Below are 12079 nucleotides of genomic sequence, written 5' to 3' on the forward strand. Positions count from 1 at the left end.
CGGTTCTCCCTTACCCACCAAAAACGCGCTGTGGGTTAGCAATCAGTAAGGTTTCAAGTTGTTCGCCGCTGACGCCGTGGCGTTTCAGGCGCGGAACAAAATGTTTAAGGATATAGCCATAGCCGTGACCGCCGTAGCGGGTCAGCATGGTTTTCAGGAACACGTCCTGCGACAACAACACCTGTTCAATAAAGCCGTCATCAATCAGCTCGCGAATGGCGCGGGCATTCTCCTCATCGGACGGCGACTGCGCAGATTCATCGGCGTAGTAATAACTCATGCCGATCATGTCGTACTCCAGGAAGGCTCCGCGCTCTGCAAGCTCGCGCTGGTAACGCTTATCCGCAAAGCTGGGGTTCATATGGCACAGCACGACATGGCGCAGGTCAGCCCCTTCTTCTTCAAGAATATCCAGTACACGATGACCCAGACGCTCCCAGCCGGGCAGATGCACCTCAATCGGCACATTTGTCGCAGCGCTGGCGCGGCCTGCAGCCCGCAGGGATTTCTCTTCATTGGGGGTAAAGCGGCTGGAGACGCCGATCTCACCAATAAGACCTGCCAGCACGTCGGGTTTATCTTCTCTGCCGCCCAGGTCGTAAATCAGCTTGTCGGTCAGTGCTTCAATGCTGATCGTTTTCATCCAGTCCGGATGTGACGGTTCCAGATACAGCCCGGTGCTCATGATGATATTCAGCCCGGTCAGGCGCGCGATCCGCTGCAGGGCTTTGGGATCGCGGCCAATGCCGATATTCGTGGGATCCACCACCGTATCGCCGCCCAGCGCCCGGAACTTCATCAGCTCTTCAATCGCCAAATCCACATCAAACAGCTGACAGTTGTCGCGGCTGATAAGCGGGTTGAGTGACAGTTCGCCCAGGTTTTCAATGCTGACCGGCATTTCCGCCAGATGACGATCGCCGCAGCAGCAGGGCGGCACCCATTTGCCTGAGGCATCCAGCAGGATATGTTCGTGCATCAGCGTTACGCCCATTTCACTCACCGGCAATGGGCCGAGCACGGTCATCACATAGCCGCTACTGATACCCAGTGGCAGCGGATCGGGATGGCGAAAAATAGAATGTTTCATGCGCTATCCTTTCGCCGCCGACCGCGTCGGGTTGAGAATGCGGGTGTTCAGCCAGATGGCCAGCAGAATAATCGTACCGGTGGCGATCTGCGTATAAAACGGGGAGATATGCGACAAAATCAGGCCGTTCTGGATGATGGCAATCGACAGCGCGCCTAACAGCGTGCCAACAACGGTGCCGAAGCCGCCGAACAGGCTGGTACTGCCCAGCACCACCGCAGCGATGACCTGCAGCTCAAAGCCTTCGCCCTGGTTAGAAGAGCCGCTGCCCAGGCGAGCAGTGATGATCATGCCCGCCAGCGCCGCCGCCATACCGCTGATAATGTAGACTTTCATGGTGACGGCTTTGGTATTAATCCCGCTACGGCGCGCACCTTCTGCATTTGCGCCAATAGCCGTGACATAGCGACCAAAACGCATATGGTTCAGCACGATATGGCCGACCACCAGCACCACGATGCCAATCAGCGCAGGCATCGGCACACCCAGCACCCATGCGCGTCCCATAAAGGCGAACAGGCTGTCAGCGGGGATGGGAATGGAGTAACCCTGAGTGATCAGCAGCGCCACGCCGCGCACCACCGCCAGCGTCGCCAGCGTGACGATAAAGGCAGGAATGCCTTCATAGGCGATAAAAAAGCCGTTGATAGCACCGACCAGCGCACCCAGCAGCAGGCCGCCCAGCAAGACCACCGGCCAGGGCAGGCCCCAGTTATTCAGGGCGATAGCGGACAAGGCGCCGACAAGGGCCAGTGTTGACCCCACGGAAAGATCGATCCCACCCGTGGTGATCACCAGCGTCATTGCCGTGGCGACGATCAGTAATGGCGCACTCTGACGGATGATATTCAGCCAGTTAGCGCTACTGAGAAAGTTGCCGGTGATCAGGGAAAACACCACGCAGCAGAATACGAAAAACAGCGCGATGCTGACTACGCCAGAGTGGTTATGCAGAAGGCGACGCGGCAGCGAGTGCTGTGCCATACGGGAACTGCTCAGATTCATAATAGTCATCCTGTTACCTCGCTCAGTGCGCTGCGGCCGAGCGGGCGACAAATTTTTCACCCACGATCAAATTGACGATCTCAGTCAGGTCCGTATCGGCCACCCGGCGTTCCGCCACGTTGGTGCCCTCGTACATCACCATGATGCGATCGCAGACCAGGAACAGATCCTGCAGGCGATGCGTGATCAGGATGACGCTCACGCCACGTGCTGACACCCGGCGGATCAACTCCAGTACCGCCTCCACTTCGGCGACGGCCAGCGCGGCGGTAGGTTCATCCATGATCAGCACTTTGGGATCGAAAGCGGCCGCGCGCGCAATGGCAATCGCCTGGCGCTGCCCGCCGGATAAATTGCGCACCAGCAGCCGGGTGTCCGGGATAGAAATCCCCAGCCCTTTTAGCATCTCCCGTGCATCAGCGTGCATTTTCTCTTCATCCAGAAACGGAATGCCGAGAATGGACTTCATCGGCTCACGTCCCATAAACAGGTTGCCTGCCACATCGACGGTATCGCACAGCGACAGGTCCTGATAAACCATCTCGATATGGCAGCGGCGAGAATCCGCCGGGTTACTGAAATGCTGGTCCTCACCATCAATACGAATCGTACCACTGGTTGGCACGACAGCCCCTGACAGCACCTTGGTCAGGGTCGATTTGCCCGCGCCGTTGTCGCCCACCAGCCCCAGCACTTCACCTTTAGCCAGTTGCAGGTTTACGCCGCGAAGCGACCGTATCGCGCCGTAGGTCTTGGTAATATTCACCATCTCTACCCGTGTCTGGGCAGTTTGTGCTTGCTGCATGTGATTACTCCCATCACCGCTAACAGGATTGTCAATCTGCATGTAAAAAGGGTTATCCGGCACGGTTTACACCCTTGTAAACCGGTTTACCTGCAGAATAAAACCTTTGTCTCAACACACAGAACAACACGCTACAACGATATTTGTTTGCCAGGTACGACATTGCAGCTTCCGTGCCAGCCTGTGAACAGGCGCCACACTCGCGGTCTAACTAACTGTAATAAAATGCATTTAACATTTTACTTTAGGTAAACCGGTTTACTTACTATAAACCTGAGAAATTAAAAAGCTCATTATTTGCGCCAAAGCTGTGCGCTTTTGCGCCATTCTGGGACGTTGTTAACAAATTTGGATCGAGTCACGCGCCACCCACTCTACCGGCAGGCGGGTTTCGGCGGGGATCGACAGGTCATCATTCAGAATACGCAACATAATCTCTACCGCCGTGCGGCCCAGCTCGCGTGCGGGCTGGCGGATGGTTGAAATACGGGGTAGGGTGAAGTCGGCATAGGTCGCGTCATCAAAGCCCACCAGCGACAGCGCTTCGGGTGCTTTGAGTCCGCGCGCGCGCAGGCCATCCATCAATCCCAGCACGAGAAAATCACTGGCAGCAAAGACGGCGGTAGGGCGCTCAGCGCAGCTAAACAGCCGTTCCAGCGCCTGTTTACCGAACTCGCGCTGGTATTCGCCATACATCACCCATTCAGGCAGGACATGCAGGCCAGCCTGCTCCATGGCGGTGCAAAAGCCCTGGTAGCGTTCACGCACACTCATCAGTTCATCCGGACCGCCGACAAAGGCAATGTGCCGGTGACCTGCGGCGATCAGGTTTTCGGTAGCAATCCGGCCTCCCTGAACGTTGTCGGCAAAGACCTTAGGCACCACGCTACCCGGAATATCTTCATCCAGCAGCACGATGCGCTGGTGGCGGTTAATTTCTTTACGTAACAGGCCGTTATCAGGATGGTTGGTGGTAAACAGCAGGCCGTCCACCTGGCAGGTATCCAGCCAGCGGATAAACTGACTCTCTTTGCCAGGGTGGTTTCGGGTAATGCAGAGCACCAGGCTGTAGCCATGGGCAGAGGCGGCTTCTTCGGCGGCATCCGCCAGTTCGGCAAAGAAGGGGTTGGTAATATCGGGTAGCACCAGCCCCAGGGTTTCACTGCCGCCCTTGCTCAGGCGACGAGCCAGGCTATTACCGCGATAATCCAGCTGGCGAATCGCCGCTTCAATGCGGTCGATCGTCTCCTGCGGCAGGATAATGCTTTGATTCATATAGCGGGAAACGGTCGCTTTTGACAGTCCGGCCAGCGCTGCAACATCGGATAACAGCACCCGTTTTTTACTCATATCATCTGCCATCTTGCCCGGAATCGGCTATCAGTAACACAGTTGCGCGCAGCGAATACAGTTTTTTCCCTGACCGCTGACGATAAAATAATCGCTTGACAAAATTTAAGCAGAAGCGAATGTTAGAGGCAGTTTACCGCATTACCCGGGAGTCACTCCCAAGCCCGATTACTCTCTTTCATACGTGCACCATAATGGACGGTGTGCAGAAAGTCGATTATTCAGGTCCTGGCTGAAGCAGCCATTCAGACGATATTTGCCCGCCAACAATAATCCCTCTGCATTTCGATGCGGAGATCGACTGGTTATCTCTCATTCCCGACGAGGAATTTTAAGATGATGGCATTTAACACCAGAAAACTGCGCGCTGTTGCACTGGCAACCGGCTTACTGTCTGCGGGTTCGTTATTTTCATTGGCGCAAGCCGCTTCCACATATGCGCTGGTTCAGATTAATCAGCAGGCCCTGTTTTTTAATCAGATGAACAAGGGCGCCCAGGAAGCAGCGAAAGCAAGTGGTAAAAATTTAGTGATCTTCAATGCCAACGATAATCCTGTGTCGCAGAACGATGCGATAGAAAATTATATTCAGCAGGGCGTGAAGGGCATTATGGTGGATGCAATTGACGTCAACGGCATTATGCCAGCCATAAAAGAAGCAGCGGCAGCTAAAATACCGGTGATTGCCATTGATGCGGTATTACCAGCGGGGCCGCAGGCAGCACAGGTGGGCGTGGATAACCTGGAAGGCGGCAAAATTATTGGTAAATATTTTGTCGACTACGTGGCGAAAGATATGGGCGGCAAAGCGCGGCTGGGCATTGTGGGCGCACTGAATTCGGCCGTACAGAACCAGCGTCAGAAAGGGTTTGAAGAAACCATCAAGAGCAATCCGGGTATCACCGTGGCGGATGTGGTTGATGGTCAGAACGTGCAGGATACTGCGATGACAGCAGCAGAAAACCTGATTACCGGTAACCCGGATTTAACGGCTATCTACGCGACCGGTGAACCCGCTCTGCTGGGTGCGATTGCTGCCGTTGAAAATCAGGGGCGCCAGAAGGAAATCAAAGTCTTTGGCTGGGATCTGACCTCAAAAGCCATCAGCGGCATTGATGGCGGTTATGTCACGGCCGTGCTGCAGCAGGATCCGAAAAAGATGGGTGAAGAGGCAGTAAAAGCGCTGAACGCGCTTACGTCGGGCAAAACGGTGGCAAAAACCATTCTGGTGCCGGCCACAGTGGTAACCAAAGCTAACGTGGACAGCTACCGCGCGATGTTTAAGTAATCGCTGACTCGCCGCCTGACTGGAGCAGTGCGGCGAGCTCTTCTGCAGTGGGAAAGGCCTGACGTGTGCCATAACGGCTGACGGTCAGCGCAGCAGCCTGACTGGCATGCGCGAGTGCTAATGCATCAATGTCACCCTCGCGCAGGATCGCGGAAGCCAGCATCACGGCCAGAAAAGTATCGCCTGCGCCGGTGGTATCTACTGCATCGGCGGGGTGCGCCGGGCAGAATATTCGCTGGTCGCCCTGAGTGAGCCAGACACCTGCACTTCCGAGCGTAGTCACCACTGTGTTTACTGCGTCGGGCTGTAACTGTTGCGCTTCGTGCTGATTGACCACGGCGATATCCACCAGCGACCAGCATGCGGCAAAACCGGCGTGCACTGGCGAGGGGTTAAAGACGGTAATCAGTCCCTGGGACTTAGCCAGACTGAACAGCGCATGGGTTTTCTCAGGGGAGAAATTGCCCTGCTGCACCAGCAGATCGCCTGGACGCGCGCTGGCAAGATGGTGGCGAAGCGTATCAATATCCAGCGCCTCGGCCGCCGTCTTACTGGTAATAATGGCGTTATCGCCATCGGCGCTGTGCAGAATAAGTGAGGTGTCGCTCAACGCGGTAATGGACTGCGTGGGCAATAACGTCACGGGCTCGTTCATGAGCTGCTGACGGATCCATTTTCCATTGCTGTCATGACCGGTCGCGGCAAGTAAACAGGTCTCGATGCCGCAGCGGGATAATACGATCGCCTGGTTCGCGCCTTTGCCGCCGATATCCTGCGAACGTTGATAACCGTGAACAGAGGCGCCCTTAGCTGGAATATCGGTAACAGACCAGGTTTCATCGACAGTAATATTACCAGCCACATAAACACGCATAGTGTTTCCCTGAACAGGATTAAGAAGCGATGGTTGCTATATCAGCAGAAAAAATTGATGCAATACAAGCGATATTTTCCCGTCCTAAAGCTGTTATTGGTGTTATTCACTGTGACCCTTTTCCGGGTTCGCCTAAATATCGCGGTAAACCCGTCAGCGCGATAATTGATCGAGCATTACGTGATGCGGAAAACTATATTCTGGGCGGCGTTCACGGCCTGATTGTGGAAAATCATGGCGATATTCCTTTTTCCAAACCTGAGGATATCGGCCCGGAAACGCCGGCGCTGATGGCGGTGATTACGGAAAAAGTACGCGAACGTTTCGGCGTGCCGCTGGGTATTAACGTGCTGGCGAACGCTGCATTACCTGCTTTTGCCACCGCGCTGGCGGGCGGGGCGGATTTTATCCGCGTCAATCAGTGGGCCAATGCTTATATCGCCAACGAAGGTTTTATTGAAGGGGCTGCCGCGAAAGCGCTGCGCTACCGCAGCCAGCTGCGCGCCGAACATATTCGGGTGTTTGCCGACAGTCACGTTAAACACGGCAGCCATGCGATAGTGGCCGATCGCTCCATTCAGGAACTGACACGCGATGTTGATTTCTTTGAAGCAGATGCAGTTATCGCCACCGGACAGCGCACCGGTGACAGCGCCACACTGGAGGAAATCGACGAGATCCGCGCCGCCACCACCTTACCCCTGCTGGTGGGGTCGGGCGTCACACCCGCTAACGTCTGCCAGATTCTGGGCCGCACGCAGGCCGTAATTGTGGCCAGTGCACTTAAGGTGGATGGTGTCTGGTGGAACGATGTGGATCGCGAGAGGGTAAAACACTTTATGGCGATCGCACAGGCTGCGCTGGATCCGGCTTAACCACCGTTTATCACCTGGCGCAGACCACAAAAAACCCTGCTGATGAGGCGTAATGCTTGTCAGTTAAGCTTTTAAGAACGCCGCAGCGGGTAACGCTGCGGTTTCTTTTTTACCGCCCGCGGATAATGCTTCTTTAAGGATTTTCACTCAGCCACTGGATCGTTCAACCGATCATTTCTGTCTTAACTGATCGGCATTACGCGAAAGCGGCCTTTTTAGTTGGCTAACCGTGCCAGCTCAGGGAGCATACGTTTATTAGCCGTCTGCGAATGACTGTTTCAGCCGCTTTTCTCTATACCCACAGGCTGTTTATGCTTAGCGCCGGGTGGTCTCCAAAAGTGTCCTGATAAGTTGTTCTCTGCTGAGTGCGACACAATAGGCGGGTGTCGCACGCTCGAAACGCCAGCCTTCCGCTAACGCGCCCGCATCCACCGCATCAAACCCAAAGGCATCATAAAGCGCCGTGACGATAGCCTTTCCTTCGCTGTCATCTCCCGCCAGCGGTAGCGCCTGACGGTTCGCATCGCCCGGGGGCAGGCCCTGGGTTTCCAGATCGGTCATGCGGATGGCATTAAATGCCTTGGTGATCCGGCTGCCGGGAAACTGGCGGGCAAGCCGTTCACTGGTGCTGATGCCACCACTAAGTAGCTCTTCGATGTCGCCATCGCGGTCGGGATAGTAATTGACCGCATCAAGCACGATTTTTCCCCGTAACTCCGCTGCCGGAAGTTGCTCAGTTGCCGTGAGCGGCACAGCGATCACGACCACTTCGCCGAAGTTTGCAGCCTCGGTGGCAGTACCGGTTTCGCAACCAATCATCGGTTTCAGACTGAACAGCGTTCGTGGATCACGCGAGTTGCTGAGCATCACCTCATGTCCCGCTTTAATTGCCAGTTTTGCTATCGCCCGGCCAACAAAACCTGCGCCAATAATGCCTATTTTCATGGGTTGTTCCTCGATGAGTTTTCACGTCCTGACCTTAATTAAAAACAGGAGGTGAATAAACCGACAAACGGACGCAATATAAACAACCAACAGGAGGGAATCATGGATCGACTTACCAGCATGAACGTATTTGTTACCGTCGCGGAATCAGGTTCGTTTGCCGCCGCCGCCGGGAAATTGCTCATCTCACCGCAAATGGTGGCGAAGCATATCGCGGCGCTGGAGAGGCATCTCGGCACGCTACTTCTGCATCGCACCACGCGACGACAAAGCCTGACGGATGTGGGCCGCAATTATTACGAACGCTGCAAAATCGTGCTGGCTGAAGTGCATGAAGCGGATGCAATTGCGCTGGATATGCAGCAGCGTCCATCCGGTACGCTGAAGGTCAGCGCGCCGGTCACCTTTGGTTCTTTCAGCCTGGCGCCGTTTGTGACCCGCTATCTTGATCGGTTTCCTGATACGCAGGTTGATCTTGAACTCAGCGATCGGCTGGTTGATCCGTTTGAAGAGGGATATGAGGTGGTGATCCGGATTGGTGCGCTGGCGGACAGTTCGATCATCGCCCATCCGTTGCAGCCCTATGAGCTGATAGCCTGTGCGTCACCCGCCTATCTGGCACGGCACGGTTTTCCAGCCACGCCAGCAGATCTGGAGAACCACGCCTGTCTCGTTTATGGCATCTGGTCGCCTTCAAAACCCTGCCGCTGGGTGTTTACTCAGGCCGGGAAAGTCGAAGAAGTGCATCCGCAGGGAAGAATGCGATCGAATGACTGGAAAGCGCTCCTGCACGCAGCGCTGGAGGGCTACGGCATTACCCTGGGACCCGCCACCATTCTGTCTGAAGAGATCAGGCAGGGCAGGCTGGTCCAGGTGCTGCCCGATTATGCCGGGCCAGCACGTCCCATGCATGTGCTAATCCCAGCGGGCCGTCGCCAGACGGTGAAAATCCGCAGCTTTGTTAAGGCCATCATCACCGGGTTTGGCCTCTATCCACCTGCATCCGGCTAAACCAGGCGGTTAGCGGCTCAGCAGCGGGATTAACTGGGGTAGCTGCGACAGCAGATAGAGAATCAACCCGATGGTGCCGCCCACCAGCGTGCCGTTGATGCGGATGAACTGCAGGTCTTTGCCAATGTTCAGCTCGATCTGCTGCGACATGTCGCGTGCATCCCAGCTCTTGACGGTGTCGCTGATGTGACGCGTCAGGAAGCTGGCAAACTCCGGCGCCACGCTGCGCGCCGCCTGCTCCAGATGCTGATTCATTGAGTCCCGCAGCGCCGGGTCGGCTGCCAGGGTTTCACCCAGCCACAGCGCGGCACCGCGTACTTTCTCCTGCACCCGCGAATCATCACTGCTGAGATCGGCTTTGAGCCAGTTGCGCATGTCATTCCACAGCTCGCCGATGTAGCGGTTGAATGAGGCATCCTCTTTCAGCCAGCCTTTGATCTCTTCGGCGCGCTGGGCCATTTCCGGATCGTTCTGCAACTTAACGATCAGCTTGTCTACCGCCCGGTTAAAGCCGAGACGCAGCTCATGGCCCTGATCCAGAGCCACATCATCCAGCAGCGAATCGACCGCGTTTGCCACCAGCTCGGCGCTGTGTTCACCCAGCCATTCGGTCGGCAGCATTTTGGCTTTGATCGGATGCTCGCGTTTCAGCCAGCGCACCAGCTGCATGGCAATAAACTCGCGGGTCGCGGGTTTATGCAATAACTTCAGCAGCTGTTCGATGGCCGCGTCCAGCAGCGCCTGATGACGGTTATTTTTGGTCAGGCTCTCCAGCACCATGGCGCTGGTCTGGCTGAGGTCGACCTTGTCAATCGCACGATGCACGGCGCGGCGCATAAAGGTCTGGATCCGCGCGTCATCGGTCAGATCGAGGAAACCACGCATCACCTGCAGCAGATGGCGGCCGATGCGGTCCGCGTTGCCCGGCGCATTCAGCCACTGCGCCAGCAGGTTTGAAGGATCGTGACGGCGAATGAGATTCAGCAGTGAATCGGTATCAAGAAACTTCTCCTGCACAAAGCGCCCGAGGTTCTCGCCGATACGATCTTTGTTGCGCGGGATGATGGCGGTATGGCGTGAGATAAAGGGCACCGGCACGCGCCGGAACAGCGCCACCACCGCAAACCAGTCCGCCAGTGCGCCGACCATTGCGGCCTCCGTAATCGCTTTGACGCCGCTGACCCAAAAGCCAGGAGGCAGAAAAAGGGTGACGATAAAAGTGGCTGCGGCGAGCAGTAACAGCAACAGTGCCAGACGTTTCGTCCGTTTCAGTTCGTATTGTTTATCCATAACCTGATCTTAGCAGAGAGCCGGGTTCATCGGCGACGGCCACCCAGCAGGCTGCCGAGTACCCCACGAATGATCTGACTGGTGATCTGGCGGGTGGCGCTTTTCGCCATGGTTTGCACCACACCGTCGTGCTTACCGCCGCGCGGACCGGTTCGGCCAAACAGGATCTCTTTCAGACCACCGATAATGCCATCGTCTGCCGCAACCTCGTCGCCTTTGGCGGGTGGTGCACCGGCTTCATCGCTGGCGGCCTGGACGCCTTTTTGCAGCTTTTCAAATGCCGATTCGCGATCGATTTCAGTATCATATTTGCCATACAGCGGCGAATGGTTGATTAAGCCGTTGCGTTCATCGCCGGTAACCGGACCCATGCGCGAGCCGGGCGCAATCACCATGGCGCGTTCCACTACCGACGGGCTGCCTTTGGCATCCAGGAAGGATATCAGCGCTTCGCCGGTGCCCAGTGCCTGAATCGCCTCAACACTGTTAAATGACGGGTTGGCACGCAGGGTGTCGGCGGCGGTTTTTACTGCTTTCTGATCTTTGGGGGTGAAAGCACGCAGGGCATGCTGCACCCGGTTGCCGAGCTGCCCCAGCACCCGATCCGGAATATCTCCTGGGTTCTGGGTGACAAACCAGACGCCGACGCCTTTGGAGCGGATGAGCCGCATCACCTGTTCGATTTTCTCCAGCAGCACCGCGGGTGCATCGGTAAACAGCAGATGGGCCTCATCAAAGAAGAACACCAGCTTTGGCTTATCGAGATCGCCCGCTTCCGGCAGATGCTCATAAAGCTCCGACAGCAGCCACAGCAGGCTGGTGGCATAGAGTTTTGGCATTTGATAAAGCTTCTCGGCGGAAAGGATGTTGATCACCCCTTTGCCATTGCTGTCGACGCGCATCCAGTCGGCGATATCCAGCATCGGTTCACCAAAGAAGTGTTCCGCGCCCTGTTGCTCCAGCGTCAGTAATCCGCGCTGGATCGCGCCGACCGAGGCGCTGTTGATGTTGCCGTAATGCGTCTGGAAACTTTTGGCGTTGTCACCAATGTACTGAGTCATGGCGCGCAGATCTTTGAAATCCAGCAGCAGCAAACCCTGGTCATCGGCGATGCGGAAAATAATCTGCAGCACGCCGCTCTGTACTTCATTGAGGTTCAGCAGACGCGCCAGCAGCAGTGGCCCGAGATCGGAGACAGTGGCACGCACCGGATGACCTTTCTCGCCGAAGATATCCCATAGCACCACCGGACTGCTTTGCGGCTGCCAGTCGGTGACGCCGATTTTCGCCAGCCTCTCCTGCAGCTTTTCGCTGGACTGGCCCGCCATTGCCACGCCGGTCAGGTCGCCTTTGACGTCGGCCATAAAGACCGGCACGCCACTGGCAGAGAACGATTCGGCCAGCTTCTGCAGCGTGACGGTTTTACCGGTACCGGTTGCGCCGGTGATCAGGCCATGGCGGTTGGCCATTTGCGGTAACAGATGAAGTTCGACATCTGGCGTACGGGCAATCAGTAGCGGGGAAGTCATGATTTTCCACTCTCAGGC

General features: G+C 56.2%; 11 protein-coding genes. 3 read left to right on the plus strand and 8 right to left on the minus strand.

From position 1 onward, the window contains the following. Nucleotides 1-10: 10 nt before the first annotated feature. The 4 genes from AC6I77_RS02325 to AC6I77_RS02340 all read right to left on the minus strand — a co-directional run bounded on the left by AC6I77_RS02325 (nucleotide 11) and on the right by AC6I77_RS02340 (nucleotide 4262). Entirely contained in the window at nucleotides 11-1090 is a 1080-nt protein-coding gene (locus AC6I77_RS02325) for a phosphotriesterase family protein (RefSeq protein ID WP_008925458.1), read from the minus strand. A gap of 3 nt (nucleotides 1091-1093) precedes the next feature. Further along, on the minus strand, nucleotides 1094-2095 hold the full coding sequence (locus AC6I77_RS02330) for an ABC transporter permease (RefSeq protein ID WP_164913091.1): 1002 nt from the start codon (nucleotides 2093-2095) through the stop codon (nucleotides 1094-1096). Between the two features lie 22 nt (nucleotides 2096-2117). After that, nucleotides 2118-2864 (minus strand): ATP-binding cassette domain-containing protein, encoded by a 747-nt coding sequence (locus AC6I77_RS02335; protein ID WP_003850984.1) that lies wholly within the window; start codon nucleotides 2862-2864, stop codon nucleotides 2118-2120. 375 nt (nucleotides 2865-3239) lie between these two features. Then, nucleotides 3240-4262 (minus strand): LacI family DNA-binding transcriptional regulator, encoded by a 1023-nt coding sequence (locus AC6I77_RS02340; protein ID WP_008925461.1) that lies wholly within the window; start codon nucleotides 4260-4262, stop codon nucleotides 3240-3242. Between the two features lie 324 nt (nucleotides 4263-4586). Between AC6I77_RS02340 and AC6I77_RS02345 the strand changes: the two genes are divergently transcribed. Continuing rightward, nucleotides 4587-5537, plus strand: a complete 951-nt coding sequence (locus AC6I77_RS02345; RefSeq protein ID WP_003850981.1) for an ABC transporter substrate-binding protein — start codon at nucleotides 4587-4589, stop codon at nucleotides 5535-5537. Here AC6I77_RS02345 and AC6I77_RS02350 read toward each other — a convergent pair. After that, on the minus strand, nucleotides 5530-6411 hold the full coding sequence (locus AC6I77_RS02350; protein WP_078804815.1) for a PfkB family carbohydrate kinase: 882 nt from the start codon (nucleotides 6409-6411) through the stop codon (nucleotides 5530-5532). The two genes, AC6I77_RS02345 and AC6I77_RS02350, sit on opposite strands and share 8 nt — an antisense overlap. Before the next feature lie 29 nt (nucleotides 6412-6440). On the opposite strand from AC6I77_RS02350, the gene AC6I77_RS02355 reads away from it, so the two are divergent. Continuing rightward, the gene (locus tag AC6I77_RS02355) at nucleotides 6441-7286 is read left to right on the plus strand and encodes a BtpA/SgcQ family protein (protein WP_003850977.1); all 846 of its coding nucleotides are present in this window, start codon (nucleotides 6441-6443) and stop codon (nucleotides 7284-7286) included. A gap of 315 nt (nucleotides 7287-7601) precedes the next feature. Here the strand turns inward: AC6I77_RS02355 and AC6I77_RS02360 are convergent, their stop codons facing one another. After that, nucleotides 7602-8231 carry an NADPH-dependent F420 reductase gene (locus AC6I77_RS02360; protein ID WP_003850975.1) on the minus strand — a complete coding sequence of 210 codons (630 nt, stop codon included), beginning with the start codon at nucleotides 8229-8231 and terminating at the stop codon, nucleotides 7602-7604. Between the two features lie 102 nt (nucleotides 8232-8333). Here AC6I77_RS02360 and AC6I77_RS02365 point away from each other — a divergent pair, with 102 nt between their 5' ends. Further along, a complete protein-coding gene (locus AC6I77_RS02365) occupies nucleotides 8334-9242 on the plus strand; it encodes a LysR family transcriptional regulator (RefSeq protein ID WP_140033751.1) in 909 nt (302 codons plus the stop codon). 9 nt (nucleotides 9243-9251) lie between these two features. On the opposite strand, the gene AC6I77_RS02370 is transcribed toward AC6I77_RS02365, so the two are convergent. Together AC6I77_RS02370 and AC6I77_RS02375 are read right to left on the minus strand one after the other, a co-directional pair. Then, nucleotides 9252-10532 carry a DUF445 domain-containing protein gene (locus AC6I77_RS02370; protein ID WP_140033752.1) on the minus strand — a complete coding sequence of 427 codons (1281 nt, stop codon included), beginning with the start codon at nucleotides 10530-10532 and terminating at the stop codon, nucleotides 9252-9254. A 26-nt stretch (nucleotides 10533-10558) separates the two neighbouring features. Next, on the minus strand, nucleotides 10559-12061 hold the full coding sequence (locus AC6I77_RS02375) for a helicase HerA-like C-terminal domain-containing protein (protein WP_003850968.1): 1503 nt from the start codon (nucleotides 12059-12061) through the stop codon (nucleotides 10559-10561). Between the last annotated feature and the right edge of the window lie 18 nt (nucleotides 12062-12079).

Source organism: Pantoea sp. X-Soil-ISGK-259, assembly GCF_059730705.1.